This is a genomic window from Nonomuraea sp. NPDC050547 (genome assembly GCF_044457345.1).
In the GTDB taxonomy this organism is placed as follows: Bacteria; Actinomycetota; Actinomycetes; order Streptosporangiales; family Streptosporangiaceae; genus Nonomuraea.
Window position 1 is genome coordinate 473,684 of the sequence record NZ_JBITGW010000001.1, and the last position, 15,443, is coordinate 489,126.

Genomic DNA, 15,443 nt, shown 5'->3' on the forward strand with positions numbered 1-15,443 from the left:
CCGGCACTCAGAGCGCTGACACGGGGCCTTGTCCGGAAATTACCTGATCACGGCATGCGGCAGATCGGACGGTGAACCGCTCAGCAGCAGCACGACCGTGAAGACCGCGAGGCACAGCGCGATCAGCGCCACGGGCCAGGCGTCCCAGGCCCGGGGGATGCGCTCGGCGCTCACGACCCCGCTGCCGTGCTCGGAGAGGTCCTTGACCAGCGCCGGGTCCTCGACCGCGAGCTGGCGGGCGATCGCGTCCAGGACCGTTTGCTCGCGCGCGGACAGCGCCATGATGAAACCTCCCCCAAGAGACCTTGAAGGAGGTTTTATACTGCATTGTCCGATTGTGCCAAATCCGTCAGGAGTGCTTGAGCGCCTCCGCGCCGCCGACGATCTCGGTGATCTCCGTCGTGATCTCCGCCTGCCGCGCCTCGTTGGCCTCGCGCGTGAGCTTCTCGATGAGCTCCTGCGCGTTCTCGGTCGCCGCCGTCATCGCGGTACGGCGCGCCGCGTGCTCGGCCGCCGCCGACGACAGCAGCATGTACCAGATCCGCGAGCGCACGTACTTCTGCAGCATCTCGTCCAGCACCGCCTCCGCCGAGGGATCGAACTCGTAGGGCGCCTTGGGCGGCCCCGGGGCCGCCTCCGCCTCGCCCTCGACCTCCTCCACCAGCAGCGGCAGGATCCTGGTGACGCGCGGCGTCTGCGTGAGCATCGTGACGAACTCCGTGTAGACCACGTGCACCTCGCCCACGCCGCCGTCCCTGGTCGGCATGTCGAACGCCGAGATGAGCGTCTTGCCGATCTCGGCGGCGGTGTCGTAGCCCGGCCGGCCGCTCATCCCCGACCAGTGCCCGGCCATCTCCCGGCCCCGGAAGCGGAACCAGTCGACCCCCTTGCGGCCGACCACGTAGTAGACCGCCTCCTTGCCCTGCGCCTCGAACATGGCGTGCAGGGCCTGGCCGTTCTTGATGACGTTGTGGTTGTAGCCGCCGGCGAAGCCCCGGTCGCTGGTCAGCACCAGCACCGCCACCCGCGAGGTGTCCGGCCGCTCGTTCAGCAGCGCGTGGTTCATCTTCATGTGGTGGCTGACGAGCGCCGAGACCGCCGCGGAGATCTCCCGCGCGTACGGCTGCGCCGCGTCGGCGCGGTCGCGGGCCTTGCCCACGCGCGACGAGGCGATCAGCTCCTGGGCTCGTGTGATCTTCGCGGTCGACTTCACGGACTTGATCCGCTGCCTGATCAGGCGTAGCTGAGCACCCAATGTGACCCCCCGACTACATGGTGTGCGCGATCAGGCTAGCGCGCCGAGGGGGCGCCGCATCGTGGCTGGTGGCGCCTGGTACTGTGTGTCCCGACCGACACCCTTTTAAGTCCCGTCCCGTGAGGCGGGGAAGGTGGTGATGATTTCCCATGTCCGAATCAAGGGCCGTTCTCGAAGGCCCGGACATCCACCGGGCGCTGACCCGGATCGCGCACGAGATCCTCGAGCGCACCAAGGGCGCCGACGGCGTCGTCCTCCTCGGCATCCCGACCCGCGGCGTGACTCTGGCCCGCCGGCTCGGTGAGCGGATCGAGCAGTTCGAAGGCGTGAAGATCCCCGTCGGCTCGATCGACATCACGATGTACCGCGACGATCTGCGGCTCAAGCCCGCCCGCCCGCTCGGCCACACCGAGCTTCCGCCGGACGGCGTCGACGGCAGGACCGTCGTGCTCGTCGACGACGTGCTCTACTCCGGCCGCACCGTCCGCGCCGCGCTCGACGCGCTCAACGACCTGGGCCGCCCGACGGCCGTGCAGCTCGCCACGCTGGTCGACAGGGGCCACCGCGAGCTCCCCATCCGCGCCGACTACGTCGGGAAGAACCTGCCGACCGCCAAGAGCGAGAAGGTCAAGGTCTTCCTCGACGAAATCGACGGGCGCGACGCAGTGGAGTTGATCAAGTGAACAAGCACCTCATTTCCGCCGCGGACCTGTCCAAGGACGACGCGCTGCTCATCCTCGACACCGCGGAGGAACTGGCGGCCGTCTCGGAACGGTCCATCAAGAAGCTGCCGACACTGCGCGGCCGTACGGTGGTCAACCTGTTCTTCGAGGACTCCACCCGCACCCGCATCAGCTTCGAGGCCGCGGCCAAGCGCCTGTCGGCCGACGTCATCAACTTCTCCGCCAAGGGCTCCAGCGTCTCCAAGGGCGAGTCGCTCAAGGACACCGCGCTGACCCTGGAGGCCATGGGCGCCGACGCGGTCGTCATCCGCCACGGCGCCTCCGGCGCGCCGCACCGCCTGGCCAACTGGGTGCGCGGCAGCGTCGTCAACGCCGGCGACGGCACCCACGAGCACCCCACGCAGGCCCTGCTCGACGCCTTCTCCATGCGCCGCCGCCTCGGCTCGCTGGAAGGCCGCAAGATCACCATCGTGGGCGACGTGCTCCACTCGCGCGTGGCCCGCTCGAACGTGCTGCTGCTGGCCACGCTCGGCGCCGACGTGACGCTGGTCGCCCCGCCCACGCTGCTGCCGGTCTCCGTCGGCACCTGGCCCTGCGAGGTCTCCTACGACCTCGACGCGGTGCTGCCCAAGTCGGACGTGGTCATGATGCTCCGCGTGCAGAAGGAGCGCATGAACGCCGCCTACTTCCCCAGCGAGCGCGAGTACTCCCGGCGCTACGGCCTGGACCGCGACCGCTTCGCCAAGATGCCGGACGACGCCATCGTGATGCACCCCGGCCCGATGAACCGGGGCATGGAGATCGCCGCCGACGTGGCCGACTCCCCGCGCTCGACCATCGTCGAGCAGGTCGCCAACGGCGTGACCACCCGCATGGCCGTCCTGTACCTGCTCCTCGGGGGAGAGTCCGCATGATCATTCGCAATGTCCGCGTCCTGGGCGGCGAGCCCGCCGACATCCGCGTCTCCGGCGGAACCATCACCGAGATCGGCGCGGGGCTGCAGGGCACCGAGGAGATCGTCGACGGCCGCGGCGCGATCGCGCTGCCCGGCCTGGTCGACCTCCACACCCACCTGCGCGAGCCCGGCCGCGAGGACGCCGAGACCGTCCTGACCGGCACCCAGTCGGCCGCCCGCGGCGGCTACACCGCCGTGCACGCCATGGCCAACACCTCGCCCGTCGCCGACACCGCCGGCGTCGTCGAGCAGGTCTACCGGCTCGGCCAGGAGGGCGGCCACTGCGACGTGCAGCCCGTCGGCGCCGTCACCGTCGGCCTGGAGGGCAGGCAACTGGCCGAGCTCGGCGCGATGGCCGACTCCGCCGCCCGCGTGCGCGTCTTCTCCGACGACGGCCACTGCGTCGACGACGCCGTGCTCATGCGCCGCGCGCTGGAGTACGTCAAGGCCTTCGACGGCGTCGTCGCCCAGCACGCCCAGGAGCCCCGCCTCACCTCCGGCGCCCAGATGAACGAGGGCGTCATCTCCGGCCGCCTCGGCCTGGCCGGCTGGCCCGCCGTCGCCGAGGAGGCGATCATCGCCCGCGACTGCCTGCTGGCCGCGCACGTCGGGTCCCGCCTGCACATCTGCCACGTCTCCACCGCCGGCTCCGTGGAGATCATCCGCTGGGCCAAGTCCAAGGGCTGGAACGTCACCGCCGAGGTCACCCCGCACCACCTGCTGCTGACCGACGAACTGGTCGAGGAGTCGCCCAACGGCTCCTACAACCCGATCTACAAGGTCAACCCGCCGCTGCGTACCCGCGCCGACGTCGAGGCGCTGCGCGCGGCCCTGGCCGACGGCACCATCGACGTCGTCGCCACCGACCACGCGCCGCACCCGGTCGAGGACAAGGAGACCGAGTGGGCGGCGGCGGCCATGGGCATGATCGGCCTGGAGACCGCGCTCAGCGTCGTCCAGGAGGCCATGGTCGACACCGGCCTGCTCGACTGGGCGGGCGTGGCCGAGCGCATGTCGCTCAAGCCCGCCGAGATCGGCCGCCTGTCCGGCCACGGCAACCCGATCGAGGCCGGCGCCCCGGCCAACATCACCCTGTACGACCCGGGCGCCCGCACCGAGGTCGACCCGCGCGCCTTCGCCTCCAAGAGCCGCAACACCCCGTACGAGGGGATGACCCTCCCGGGCCGGGTCGTCGCCACCTTCCTCCGGGGCAAGCCGACCGTTCTGGAAGGAAAGCTGGTTTGACACCCGTGCACGACCAGAGGGAGCCACATGTGAACGCGGTGCTTGTCCTGGAAGACGGTCGTGTCTTCCAGGGAACCCCCTACGGCGCCGAGGGTGAGACGTTCGGCGAGATGGTCTTCAACACCGGCATGACCGGCTACCAGGAGACCCTCACCGACCCCTCCTACCACCGGCAGATCGTCGCCATGACCGCCCCGCACATCGGCAACACCGGGGTCAACGACGAGGACCCCGAGTCGTCGAAGGTCTGGGTCGCCGGATACGTCGTGCGCGAGCCGTCCCGCATCGTCTCCAACTGGCGCGCCGACCGCTCCCTCGACGCCTACCTCAAGGAACAGGGCGTGGTCGGGATCGCCCTGCGCGGCACCCGCGCGCTCACCCGCCACCTGCGCGAGCGCGGCGCGATGCGGGCGGGCGTCTTCAGCGCGCCCACCGTCCCGGTCGAGGAACTCGTCGAGCGCGTACGGCAGGCCCCGCAGATGACCGGAGCCTCCCTGGCCGAGCAGGTCTCCACCGGCGAGACCTACGTGATCCCCGCCCAGGGCGAGAAGCGGTTCACCGTGGCCGCCGTCGACCTGGGCATCAAGGGCATGACGCCCCACCGCATGGCGGAGCGCGGCTGCGAGGTGCACGTGCTGCCCGCGACCGCCACCTTCGAGCAGATCATGGCCGTCGAGCCGGACGGCGTCTTCTTCTCCAACGGGCCGGGCGACCCGGCCACCGCCGACGTCGGCGCGCTGAAGCGGGTACTGGAGGCGCGGGTGCCGTTCTTCGGCATCTGCTTCGGCAACCAGCTGTTCGGCCGCGCGCTCGGGCTCGGCACCTACAAGCTCGCCTACGGTCACCGCGGGGTGAACCAGCCGGTCCAGGACGTGCGTACCGGAAAAGTGGAGATCTCCGCGCACAATCACGGCTTCGCGGTGGAGGCGCCGCTCGACGGCTCCTTCGACACCCCGTACGGCCCGGCCGAGGTCAGTCACGTCAATCTCAACGACCGTTGCGTGGAAGGACTGCGCCTGCTCGACGGGCGCGCCTTCAGCGTGCAGTACCACCCGGAAGCCGCGGCGGGCCCGCATGACGCCGCGTACCTCTTCGACGAGTTCTGCGAGGTCATGCAGCGTGCCTAAGAGAACAGACATCCAATCGGTCCTGGTCATCGGCTCGGGGCCGATCGTGATCGGGCAGGCGTGCGAGTTCGACTACTCCGGCACCCAGGCCTGCCGCGTGCTGCGGGCCGAGGGGTTCCGGGTGATCCTGGTCAACTCCAACCCCGCGACGATCATGACGGACCCGGAGTTCGCCGACGCCACCTACGTCGAGCCGATCACCCCCGAGTTCGTCGAGAAGATCATCGCCAAGGAGCGGCCCGACGCGCTGCTGCCGACGCTCGGCGGGCAGACCGCGCTCAACACCGCGGTCGCCCTGCACGAGGCGGGCGTGCTGGAGCGCTACGAGGTCGAGCTGATCGGCGCCGACTTCGACGCGATCCAGGCGGGGGAGAACCGCGAGCGGTTCAAGGAGATCGTCGCCAAGGTCGCCCGCGAGCAGGGGCTCAACGCCTCCAGCGCCGAGTCGGTGATCTGCCACACCATGGACGACTGCCTGGCCGCCGCCACGACGCTCGGCTACCCGCTGGTCGTGCGGCCCTCCTTCACCATGGGCGGCGTCGGCTCCGGCTTCGCCTACGACGAGTCCGACCTGCGCCGCATCGCCGGAGCCGGCCTCGACGCCTCGCCGACCACCGAGGTGCTCCTGGAGGAGTCCATCCTCGGCTGGAAGGAGTACGAGCTCGAAGTCATGCGCGACAAGCACGACAACGTGGTCATCGTCTGCTCCATCGAGAACATCGACCCGATGGGCGTCCACACCGGCGACAGCGTCACCGTCGCGCCCGCGCTGACCCTCACCGACCGCGAGTACCAGAACATGCGCGACGTGGCCATCGCGGTCATCCGCGAGGTCGGCGTCGACACCGGCGGCTGCAACATCCAGTTCGCCGTCGACCCGGCCACCGGCCGCATGATCGTCATCGAGATGAACCCGCGCGTGTCCCGGTCGAGCGCCCTGGCCTCCAAGGCCACCGGCTTCCCGATCGCGAAGATCGCCGCGAAGCTGGCCATCGGCTACACGCTCGACGAGATCCCCAACGACATCACCCGGGTCACCCCGGCCTCCTTCGAGCCGACGCTCGACTACATCGTGGTCAAGGTGCCGCGCTTCGCCTTCGAGAAGTTCCGCGGGGCCGACCAGACGCTCACCACGCACATGAAGTCCGTGGGCGAGGCCATGGCCATCGGCCGTTCCTTCACCGAGGCGCTGCAGAAGGCGCTGCGGTCGCTGGAGAAGAAGGGCTCGTCGTTCTCCTGGGTCGGGGAGTACACCGGCAAGGCGGAACTGCTGGACGCGTGCCGTACCCCCCATGACGGACGGCTGCGCACGATGCAGCAGGCCATCAGGGCGGGCGCCACCGCGGAGGAGCTTTTCGAGGCCACCCGCGTGGACCCGTGGTTCGTCGACCAGCTCTTCCTGCTGCACGAGGAGGCGATGGCGCTGGCCGCCGCGCCCGAGCTCACCCGCGAGACGCTGGAGCGGGCCAAGGGGCACGGCTTCTCCGACGTCCAGATCGGCGAGATCCGCGGCCTCGACGAGACGCGCGTACGCGACCTGCGCCACGCGCTCGGCCTGCGCCCGGTCTACAACACCGTCGACACCTGCGCGGCCGAGTTCGCGGCGACCACGCCCTACCTCTACTCGACCTACGACGAGGAGAACGAGGTCCCCTACGGCGAGCGGTCCAAGGTCCTCATCCTCGGCTCCGGGCCCAACCGCATCGGCCAGGGCATCGAGTTCGACTACGCCTGCGTGCACGCCAGCTTCGAGCTGTCCAGGGCCGGGTTCGAGACCGTCATGGTCAACTGCAACCCGGAGACCGTCTCGACCGACTACGACACCTCCGACCGGCTCTACTTCGAGCCGCTGACGCTGGAGGACGTCCTGGAGGTCGTCCACGCCGAGCAGCAGACCGGCCCGGTCGCCGGCGTCATCGTGCAGCTCGGCGGGCAGACGCCGCTGGGCCTCGCGCAGGCGCTCAAGGACGCGGGCGTGCCCGTCGTCGGCACCTCTCCCGAGTCGATCCACCTCGCGGAGGAACGCGGCGCGTTCGGGCGCGTGCTGGCCGAGGCGAACCTGCCCGCCCCCAAGCACGGCACCGCCACCACCGTGGCGGAGGCGCTGGCGGTGGCCGAGGAGATCGGCTACCCGGTGCTGGTGCGTCCCTCGTACGTGCTGGGCGGGGCCGGCATGGCGATCGTCTACGACGACGAGACCCTCACCACGTACATGTCGGCCCAGGAGGGCGGGCACCCGGTGCTGGTCGACAAGTTCCTGGACGAGGCCATCGAGATCGACGTGGACGCGCTCTTCGACGGCCACGAGCTCTACCTCGGCGGCGTCATGGAGCACATCGAGGAGGCCGGAATCCATTCCGGCGACTCGGCGTGCGCGCTGCCGCCGATCACGCTCGGCGGGGCCGACATCAAGCGCATCCGCGCCGCCACCGAGGGCATCGCCCGCGGCGTCGGGGTGCGCGGGCTGCTCAACGTCCAGTACGCGATGTCGGCCGGGGTGCTGTACGTCCTGGAGGCCAACCCGCGCGCCAGCCGTACCGTGCCGTTCGTCTCCAAGGCGACGGCGGTGCCGCTGGCGAAGGCGGCGGCCCGCGTCATGCTCGGCGCCACGCTGAAGGAACTGCGCGACGAGGGCATGCTGCCGGCCCAGGGCGACGGGGGCACGCTGCCGCTGGACGCCTCGATCGCGGTCAAGGAGGCGGTGCTGCCGTTCAACCGGTTCAGGGGCGTCGACACCGTGCTCGGCCCGGAGATGCGCTCGACCGGCGAGGTCATGGGCATCGACGAGTTCTTCGGCATCGCCTTCGCCAAGTCGCAGGCCGCCGCGTACGGCGAGCTGCCCGTCAAGGGCCGCGCGTTCGTCTCGGTGGCCAACCGCGACAAGCGGGCGATGATCTTCCCCGTGCGGGCGCTGGCCGATCTCGGATTCGAGATCCTCGCCACGGAGGGCACCGCCGAGGTGCTGCGCCGCAACGGTGTCCATGCCAAGATCGTGCGCAAGCAGAGCGACGGCACGGGACCCGGAGGTGAGCCCACGATCGTCCAGCGCATCCTGGACGGTGAGGTCGACCTGATCGTCAACACCCCGTTCGGCAGTCCGGGCCAGTCCGGGCCGCGCCTGGACGGCTACGACATCCGCACCGCCGCGGTGCTGCGCGGCATCCCGTGCATCACCACGGTCCAGGGACTCGCCGCGGCCGCCGCGGGCATCCAGGCCAAGGTGCGGGGCGATGTTGGCGTACGGTCCCTCCAGGAGCACGCACGAGCGCTTCGGGGGTGAGCCCCCGCGGGAGGTGAGCGACACTGGCCGGCACTCCGGTGCAGGTGACGGGCACGGTGCTGACGACGCGCCGGGTCGACGCCTATCATGCGCTGACCGTGGTGGCGCCCGGCATCGCCGAGCGCTTCCGCCCCGGCCACTTCGTGTCCGTGTCGGTCGGCGGCGCGAACACCGCGATGGTGACGCGCCGCGCCTTCTACGTGCACGACGTCAAGCCGGAGTACGGCGGCACCGTCGAGCTGGTCTTCAGCACCGGCGGGCCGGGCACCGCCTGGCTCGCCGAGCGCCGCGCCCGCGACACGATCGACCTGGTGGGACCGCTCGGGCGGCCGTTCCCGCTGCCGCGCGACCCCGTCCACTGCGTGCTCGTCGGTTCCGAGTACGGCTCCGCCGTGCTGTTCCCGCTCGCCGACGCGCTGGCCGAGCGGGGCTGCCGGGTCGACTTCGTGCTCGGGGCCGCCTCGGCCGACCGGGTGTTCGGCGCGATGCGGGCCAGGCGGATGGCCGAGCGGGCCACGGTCACGCTCACCACCGAGGACGGCTCGCTGGGCGTGCGCGGCACGGTCAGCGACGCGCTGCCGGCGGTCGTGGCCGGCACCCGCGCCGACGTCGTCTACGCCTGCGGGCCGATGCAGACGCTGCGCGCGGTCACCGCCGTCGCCATGGAGGCCGACATCCCGGTGCAGGTGGCGGTGGAGGAGTCGATGGCGTGCGGGATCGGCATCTGCATGACCTGCGTGCTGCCGGTCATCGGCGACGACGGGGTGACGAGGATGACGCGGGCGTGCGCGGAGGGGCCGGTGTTCAGGGGGGAGCGCGTGCGCTTCGAGGACGTGGGAACGATCCCGTTCGACGCGTTGGGCGCGCCCGGAGGTGGAGCCCGACATGTCAGTTGATATGCGGACTTTTCTGGGACATGTCGAGCTAGCGAACCCCATCACCACCGCGGCCGGCTGCGCCGCCTCCGGGCGCGAACTCGCCCAGTTCTTCGACCTCCACCGGCTCGGCGCGCTCGTCACTCGCTCCATCACCATGGCGCCGCGCGCCGGCCGCCCCACGCCCCGCATGGCCGAGACGCCCGCCGGCCTGCTCAACGCCGTCGGCCTCCAAGGGCCGGGCGTCGACGCCTTCCTGGAACGCGAACTGCCCTGGCTCGCCCAGCGCGGCATCAAGACCATCGTCTCCATCGGCGGCGGCACCGTCGCCGAGTACGCCGCCCTGGCCCGCAGGCTCGCCGACGCGCCCGGCGTCACCGCCGTCGAGGTCAACCTGTCCTGCCCCAACATCGAGGACCGCGGCCGCGTCTTCGCCCGCGAAGGCGGAGCGGCAGCCGAGGTCATCGCCTCCGTCCGCTCGGTGATGCGCTACGACGTGCCCGTCATCGCCAAGCTGGCGCCCGACGTGGCCGACATCGCCGCCGTCGCCCGCGCCTGCGTGGACGCCGGGGCCGACGCGCTTTCCATGATCAACAACCCGCTCGGGATGAGCATCGACACCGTCACGCTCAAACCCGCCCTCGCCGCGGTGACCGGCGGGCTGTCGGGCCCGGCCATCCTGCCGCTGGCCGTACGGTGCGTGTGGCAGGTCCACTCCGCCCTGCCCGGCACGCCCATCATCGGCGTAGGCGGCGTCATGACCGGCGCCGACGCCTTCCAGCTCATCCTCGCCGGAGCCTGCGCCGTCGGCGTGGGCACCGCGTTGTTCCACGACCCGTACGCGTGCCTGCGCATCGAGCGCGAACTCGAGGACCTGCTGCGCGCACGCGGCTTCCAGCGACTGGCCGACGCCGTCGGCCTCGCCCACCGCCCGCCCGGCAGCGCCGCCCGGCACCTGCACGAAGAGAGTTCCCTTTGACGCTCGCACCCGCACGAGGAGAGACCACCGTGACGCCCGCCCCGATCGCCGTCGCCCTGGACGCGCCGGACCTCGAGACCGCGGCCCGCTGGGCCGCGATGGTCACCCCTCACGTCAGCACGGTGAAGGTCGGGCTCGAACTCTACCTCCGCTACGGGCCCGACGTGATCGACTCCGTCCGCGGGGGCAGCGGGGTGCAGGTCTTCCTGGACCTCAAACTGCACGACATCCCCAACACCGTCGCGGGGGCCGCAAAGGCCGTTTCCCGGCTCCGGCCCGCCATCCTGACCGTCCACGCCGCCGGAGGCCCGGCGATGATCCAGGCGGCCGTACAGGCCGCTCCACACACCAAGATCGCCGCGGTGACCGTGCTGACGTCGCTGTCGGAGGCCGACCTCGACCGGATCGGACTGTCGGGGCCGGCCGACGACGCCGTGCGGCGGCTGGCCGTACTGTCGGTGGGGGCGGGCGCGACCGCGCTGGTCTGCTCACCGCACGAGGTGGCCGCCGTCCGCTCCGAAGTCGGCCCCGCGATCACACTGATCACTCCTGGTGTACGGCCGGCGGGCGCGGAAACCCAGGACCAGGCCCGCGTGGCCACCCCGGAACAGGCGATGGCCGACGGCGCGGACCTCCTGGTGATCGGCCGCCCGATCACGGGCTCGGCGGACCCGGGAGCCACGGCCGCGGCCTTGGCCGCTTCCCTGCGCCGCACCACCTGAGAGCTCGGGCCTCCGCTTGTCGGCAGGGGCGCTTCGCGCTGGGGCGGCTCCGGGCTGTGTCCGAGTGGGGGGCAGAGCCCCCACGCCCCACTCCAAGAGCTCGGGCCTTCGGGCTGTTCTGATCGGGGCTTCGCCCCGAACCCCGGCGAGAGGCCTCCGGCCCCTCGCGCTCCCCGAGCGTTGGCCGGTTGAGAACCGCGTCTTGGCTTTGAGCGGAGAGGCGTCGGCTTCTCTGCCCTTGTCCCCAGTGGCCACGTGGCAGGTCGCGGTGGTCGCCTCATCGAGGATCAGCGTGGAGTCGGCGCATGCGGCCGGGCCCACTCCCAAGCGGACCCACTGACAAGGCGAACAGTGCTCACGCGTCCTCTCCGGAGCGGCCCTTGTGCTCGATCTGCCAGGCATCCTCGGACAGGCCGGTCTTGAGTTCGTCCGGGAGTGCGAGAGCCTGGTCACCGGTGCCTGCGCCGGCGCCGAAAGCCGCCGCGTCGCTGTTCATCCATCTGACCAAGGTCGCCGCCTCCAGATGCTCCGGCTCGGGCTGATCCTTACCCCGGCCGTAGCGTCATGCGGATGAGCGCCCGTGTCTTCGAAGCCGGGGTGTAGGTGGAGGCGATCCTGTTCCTCGTCGGGGTATGAGCCTTGCGCCGCGACCCGGGCCCGTCTCGGGATCAGGAAGGCGTCGCGGCGCGGTCGGAGTCGCTGCGCAGGACGCAGAACTCATTGCCTTCGGGGTCGGCCAGGATGACCCAGCCCGAGCCGTCGGGGTTCCGGTGGTCGGCGACCTGGGTGGCGCCGAGGCTCAGCAACCGCTCCACCTCCTCCTCCCGGGAGGTCTCCGGACGCAGGCACAGGTGGAACCTGTTCTTGGTCGTCTTCTTCTCCGGCACCTGGTTGAAGTGCAGGACGGGGCCCTCGGGCAGCAGTACCTGGGTCTCGTGGTCACCCGGCCGGTCCTCCGGATGCCGGGGCCCGCCGGTCGCCTCGCTCCAGAATCCGGCCAGCTCAAAGGCGTCCGCGCAATCGATCGCCACGTTCTGCACGACTGAGACCATGAGCGGGAGCCTGCCCGAGCGCCCTCTCGCGCGCCACCGATTTCCGGAAGTCATCCCACGAAGGTCAGATAATCTGTATATATAGATCACATGAGTCGAAGATCCATGCAGGAACCGACCTTCCTGATCCTGACGGCGCTCGCCGCCGAGCCCCAGCACGGCTACGGCATCATCACGGATGTTCTGCAGATCTCGGGTGATCGGGTACGGCTGCAGGCCGGTACCCTGTACGCCGCGCTCGACCGGCTGCAGGGAGAGGGACTGGTCGAGACCGATCGCGAGGAAGTCGTCGACGGCCGCGCGCGGCGCTACTACCGGCTCACCTCCGACGGCGAGGCCCGGCTGGCGGTCGAGGCGGAGCGACTGCGTCGCAACGCCGACACCGCCGCCTCCCGTCTGCGCGGCGGCGGGCTGCGCCCGGCGTTCAGCATGAGAGCGGCGCCGCCCGGCCTCGCCGCCTCCTTCGGGAGCGCCACGTGAGCCTGGAGGATCGTTACCGGCGGTTGCTGGCGTGGTATCCGAGAGAGCATCGCGCGTCGCACGAGGAGGAAATGGTCGCGGTTCTCCTGGCGGGGGCCGACGCCGGTCGCGAGCGGCCAAGCGCTCGCGAGACGTTCGACCTGCTGCGGGCAGCCTTCACCATCCGGTTGCGCCGCGCCGTGGGAGCCGCTTCCCGCCGGCACTGGAACGCCGCCTTCCGCCTCGCGGCGCTGCTCGCACCGATCTGGCCGCTCGTCCTCGAAGCCGGCCGGGCCGCCGCCTACGCCGGGGACGCGCCGCCGTACCCGGAAGCGGCCCTGCAAGCCCTCGTTCTCGCCCTGCCGTACGGGGTGATCGCCTTCCTGGCATGGCGGGACGCGCGCAAGGTCGCGGCCTCCGTCGCATGGGGGTGGACCGTGCTCGTCGCCGGCTGGTCGGAGCTCGGCCTTTCGCCCATCTACGTGGTGCGGGACGGCGTGCTCCTCGTCGGAGGGGCCGGATGGCGGCTCGTCCTGCCCGCCTGCCTGGTCGCCGTGATGCTGACGCTCGCCCCGTCGTCCGGCCCCGCGCGCCCGGAAGCCCGGCGGCCGATCGGGTGGGCAGCCGCCCTGCTCGCCGGCGTCGTGGTGAGTACGCGGATTCCCCTGCCTGCGGCCGGGTTCCTGCCCATCCTCGTGCTCGCGGTGGTCGCGGTGCGGTCGCCTGTGGGGCGGCGGGCCGTGCTCATCGTGTCGCCGCTCATGGGCGTCACCCTCGGCTGGATCGACGATCCGGCGAACCTTCCGGCGGCGGCCGCGTGCTCGGTGGCGGTGCTGGCCGTCACGACGTGGGCGGCGAGAACCGCCGCCACCGCCGAACTCCGTTCGTAGCCGCGCGCGGGGTCTTCCGGGAGTTGCCCGGTGGGCCGGCTTCCCGGAAGTACCGCACGACCAAGAACGTGTTCCGGTCGTGCGGTACTTCCCCCTCGCCTGCCCTCGCCGATCCCCACGTCGATCGCGAGTGAGACTCGCGTGCCGCCAAGCTAACCCGGAGTCAGTACGTGATCACTCCGCCGGCCGTCGGCGGGTGGAAGAACCTTCCACCGGATAGAAGAATCCTCCACCCGCGGGTGTGATCGCGGGGGCGGCGGAGCTGTTCGGGCGCATGGAAGGTCTCGGTTTGATAACGGCTTTTCGGGTCGCGGTATGAGGGTTTTCGGGTGACGGTCAGTAGTCATGATCGTTATCGCCCCTGGCGGGCGACGATCTTCGAGAACCGGGAAGTGAGCGCGATTTGATCAGCTCATCGTAGTTTTACAAACACGGAGAGTTAAGAACTGGATTTTGTGGTGAGAGAAACCGCTCTTGGCGTTGCTTAGGTGGCGATGACCAGCTAGTTTCCCCTCTCGTCCGAGTACATCGACAGAAATTCGAGGTGACCCGGCGTGGCTCTTCCTCCGTTGACCCCCGAGCAGCGCGCCGCAGCCCTGGAGAAGGCTGCCAAGGCCCGTAAAGAGCGTGCCGAGGTCAAGAACCGGCTCAAGCATGGCGCGGTTTCTCTGGCTGAGGTGCTCAAGGATGGGCAGACCGACGACGTCATCGGCAAGATGAAGGTGTCGGCGCTTTTGGAGTCGCTCCCAGGCGTGGGCAAGGTCCGCGCCAAGCAGCTTATGGAGCGGCTCACCATCGCCGAGTCGCGCCGCGTGCGCGGCCTCGGCGCGAACCAGAGGGCCGCCCTTGAGCGCGAGTTCGGTGGCGGCGAGAGCTAATCTCGTCTTCACACGAAAGCGCAGCTTCAGCGGGGGGTAGGAAGTGACCGACATGTCTTGGTCCGACAGTTTGAGGGCCCACGACACACAGGTCGACCTCCTTCCCTCCAGGCGCCTGACGGTCCTGTCCGGGCCGTCGGGCGTGGGGAAGTCCACGGTCGTCGCCGAGATCCGGCGGTCCCACCCCGAGGTGTGGCTGTCGGTCTCGGTGACCACCAGAAAGCCCCGGCCCGGCGAGTCACACGGCGTGCAGTACTTCTTCGCCGGCGACGACGAGTTCGACCGGCTCATCGAGTCGGGCGAACTGCTCGAATGGGCCGAGTTCGCCGGCAACCGCTACGGTACGCCGCGCCGGCCCGTGCTCGACCGGCTCGCGAGCGGCGTGCCCACCCTCCTGGAGATCGACCTCCAGGGCGCCAGGCAGGTGCGCAAGACGATGCCGGAGGCGCTCCTGGTCTTCCTGGCCCCGCCCACGTGGGAGGAGCTGGAACGCCGGCTGCGCGGCCGCGGCACCGAGCCGGAGGACGTCATCGAACGCCGCCTGGCCGCCGGGCGCGTCGAATGCGCCGCGGAACCCGAGTTCGACATCACACTTGTGAACACGAGTGTCCAGGATGTATGTCATCGGCTGATAGCCTTGATGACGGACCCTCAGGGGGTCACGACATCCACCAACCGAGAGGTCTGACAATCGTGGCAGGCATTGCCCCGGTCGCTGAGGGAATCACCAACCCGTCGATCGACTCTCTGCTCGACATCGTCGACAGCAAGTACTCCTTGGTGATCATGGGCGCCAAGCGCGCCAGGCAGATCAACGCCTACTACTCGCAGCTCGGCGAGGGCCTGCTCGAGTACGTCGGCCCGCTGGTCGAGACCCACGCCCAGGAGAAGCCGCTGTCCATCGCGCTGCGCGAGGTCTCCGAGGGGCTGCTCAACGCCGAGCCCATCGAAGGCGCGGTCTGACCGTTCGACTCCAGCTCTCGACGCCGCCCAGGGCGGAGCCGGGAGCTGCGCCATGTCCGGACCCCGGGCGGAGCCGTACC

General features: G+C 70.4%; 17 protein-coding genes. 13 read left to right on the forward strand and 4 right to left on the reverse strand.

The window, feature by feature from the left end:
* Positions 1-39 precede the first annotated feature (39 nt).
* Entirely contained in the window at positions 40-282 is a 243-nt protein-coding gene (locus tag ACIBHY_RS02215; protein ID WP_397305690.1) for a DUF3040 domain-containing protein, read from the reverse strand.
* Between the two features lie 67 nt (positions 283-349).
* The gene (locus ACIBHY_RS02220) at positions 350-1,255 is read right to left on the reverse strand and encodes a F0F1 ATP synthase subunit gamma (RefSeq protein WP_397246033.1); all 906 of its coding nucleotides are present in this window, start codon (positions 1,253-1,255) and stop codon (positions 350-352) included.
* 149 nt (positions 1,256-1,404) lie between these two features.
* Here ACIBHY_RS02220 and pyrR point away from each other — a divergent pair, with 149 nt between their 5' ends.
* Genes pyrR through pyrF form a run of 8 tightly spaced genes read left to right on the forward strand, consistent with a single transcriptional unit; the run spans position 1,405 to position 11,121 of the window.
* Entirely contained in the window at positions 1,405-1,938 is a 534-nt protein-coding gene (pyrR, locus tag ACIBHY_RS02225; protein ID WP_184960632.1) for a bifunctional pyr operon transcriptional regulator/uracil phosphoribosyltransferase PyrR, read from the forward strand.
* Complete coding sequence (locus ACIBHY_RS02230; RefSeq protein ID WP_379616470.1) at positions 1,935-2,852, forward strand: aspartate carbamoyltransferase catalytic subunit; 918 nt, start codon at positions 1,935-1,937, stop codon at positions 2,850-2,852. Before pyrR ends, ACIBHY_RS02230 begins: the two co-directional genes overlap by 4 nt.
* A complete protein-coding gene (locus tag ACIBHY_RS02235; protein ID WP_397246035.1) occupies positions 2,849-4,138 on the forward strand; it encodes a dihydroorotase in 1,290 nt (429 codons plus the stop codon). Before ACIBHY_RS02230 ends, ACIBHY_RS02235 begins: the two co-directional genes overlap by 4 nt.
* A gap of 29 nt (positions 4,139-4,167) precedes the next feature.
* A complete protein-coding gene (carA, locus tag ACIBHY_RS02240) occupies positions 4,168-5,265 on the forward strand; it encodes a glutamine-hydrolyzing carbamoyl-phosphate synthase small subunit (protein ID WP_397246037.1) in 1,098 nt (365 codons plus the stop codon).
* Positions 5,258-8,545, forward strand: coding sequence for a carbamoyl-phosphate synthase large subunit (carB, locus tag ACIBHY_RS02245; RefSeq protein WP_397305691.1), 3,288 nt, complete (start codon positions 5,258-5,260; stop codon positions 8,543-8,545). Before carA ends, carB begins: the two co-directional genes overlap by 8 nt.
* 23 nt (positions 8,546-8,568) lie before the next feature.
* A complete protein-coding gene (locus tag ACIBHY_RS02250; protein WP_397246775.1) occupies positions 8,569-9,441 on the forward strand; it encodes a dihydroorotate dehydrogenase electron transfer subunit in 873 nt (290 codons plus the stop codon).
* The gene (locus ACIBHY_RS02255) at positions 9,431-10,399 is read left to right on the forward strand and encodes a dihydroorotate dehydrogenase (RefSeq protein WP_184960638.1); all 969 of its coding nucleotides are present in this window, start codon (positions 9,431-9,433) and stop codon (positions 10,397-10,399) included. Before ACIBHY_RS02250 ends, ACIBHY_RS02255 begins: the two co-directional genes overlap by 11 nt.
* Positions 10,400-10,428: 29 nt before the next feature.
* The gene (pyrF, locus tag ACIBHY_RS02260) at positions 10,429-11,121 is read left to right on the forward strand and encodes an orotidine-5'-phosphate decarboxylase (RefSeq protein ID WP_397305692.1); all 693 of its coding nucleotides are present in this window, start codon (positions 10,429-10,431) and stop codon (positions 11,119-11,121) included.
* Between the two features lie 355 nt (positions 11,122-11,476).
* Here the strand turns inward: pyrF and ACIBHY_RS02265 are convergent, their stop codons facing one another.
* The gene (locus ACIBHY_RS02265) at positions 11,477-11,617 is read right to left on the reverse strand and encodes a hypothetical protein (protein WP_397246043.1); all 141 of its coding nucleotides are present in this window, start codon (positions 11,615-11,617) and stop codon (positions 11,477-11,479) included.
* A gap of 172 nt (positions 11,618-11,789) precedes the next feature.
* Positions 11,790-12,173 carry a VOC family protein gene (locus tag ACIBHY_RS02270; protein ID WP_397305693.1) on the reverse strand — a complete coding sequence of 128 codons (384 nt, stop codon included), beginning with the start codon at positions 12,171-12,173 and terminating at the stop codon, positions 11,790-11,792.
* Between the two features lie 90 nt (positions 12,174-12,263).
* On the opposite strand from ACIBHY_RS02270, the gene ACIBHY_RS02275 reads away from it, so the two are divergent.
* The 5 genes from ACIBHY_RS02275 (at position 12,264) to rpoZ (ending at position 15,363) form a co-directional block, all read left to right on the forward strand.
* Positions 12,264-12,653 (forward strand): PadR family transcriptional regulator, encoded by a 390-nt coding sequence (locus tag ACIBHY_RS02275; RefSeq protein WP_397246047.1) that lies wholly within the window; start codon positions 12,264-12,266, stop codon positions 12,651-12,653.
* A gap of 71 nt (positions 12,654-12,724) precedes the next feature.
* The gene (locus ACIBHY_RS02280; RefSeq protein WP_397305694.1) at positions 12,725-13,522 is read left to right on the forward strand and encodes a hypothetical protein; all 798 of its coding nucleotides are present in this window, start codon (positions 12,725-12,727) and stop codon (positions 13,520-13,522) included.
* Positions 13,523-14,076: 554 nt separating this feature from the next.
* Positions 14,077-14,400, forward strand: a complete 324-nt coding sequence (gene mihF / locus ACIBHY_RS02285) for an integration host factor, actinobacterial type (RefSeq protein WP_157244637.1) — start codon at positions 14,077-14,079, stop codon at positions 14,398-14,400.
* Between the two features lie 52 nt (positions 14,401-14,452).
* A complete protein-coding gene (gene gmk / locus ACIBHY_RS02290) occupies positions 14,453-15,088 on the forward strand; it encodes a guanylate kinase (RefSeq protein WP_397246051.1) in 636 nt (211 codons plus the stop codon).
* A gap of 5 nt (positions 15,089-15,093) precedes the next feature.
* Positions 15,094-15,363, forward strand: a complete 270-nt coding sequence (rpoZ, locus tag ACIBHY_RS02295) for a DNA-directed RNA polymerase subunit omega (protein ID WP_184960643.1) — start codon at positions 15,094-15,096, stop codon at positions 15,361-15,363.
* Positions 15,364-15,443: the final 80 nt, after the last annotated feature.

Bases quoted from the DNA above. Each gene is read 5' to 3' on its own strand.
- ACIBHY_RS02255 (WP_184960638.1), top strand. From the start codon at position 9,431: ATGTCAGTTGATATGCGGACTTTTCTGGGACATGTCGAGCTAGCGAAC.
- pyrR (WP_184960632.1), top strand. From the start codon at position 1,405: ATGTCCGAATCAAGGGCCGTTCTCGAAGGCCCGGACATCCACCGGGCG.
- ACIBHY_RS02270 (WP_397305693.1), bottom strand. From the start codon at position 12,173: ATGGTCTCAGTCGTGCAGAACGTGGCGATCGATTGCGCGGACGCCTTT.
- ACIBHY_RS02235 (WP_397246035.1), top strand. From the start codon at position 2,849: ATGATCATTCGCAATGTCCGCGTCCTGGGCGGCGAGCCCGCCGACATC.
- ACIBHY_RS02215 (WP_397305690.1), bottom strand. From the start codon at position 282: ATGGCGCTGTCCGCGCGCGAGCAAACGGTCCTGGACGCGATCGCCCGC.
- gmk (WP_397246051.1), top strand. From the start codon at position 14,453: ATGTCTTGGTCCGACAGTTTGAGGGCCCACGACACACAGGTCGACCTC.
- ACIBHY_RS02265 (WP_397246043.1), bottom strand. From the start codon at position 11,617: ATGAACAGCGACGCGGCGGCTTTCGGCGCCGGCGCAGGCACCGGTGAC.
- ACIBHY_RS02275 (WP_397246047.1), top strand. From the start codon at position 12,264: ATGAGTCGAAGATCCATGCAGGAACCGACCTTCCTGATCCTGACGGCG.
- ACIBHY_RS02280 (WP_397305694.1), top strand. From the start codon at position 12,725: ATGGTCGCGGTTCTCCTGGCGGGGGCCGACGCCGGTCGCGAGCGGCCA.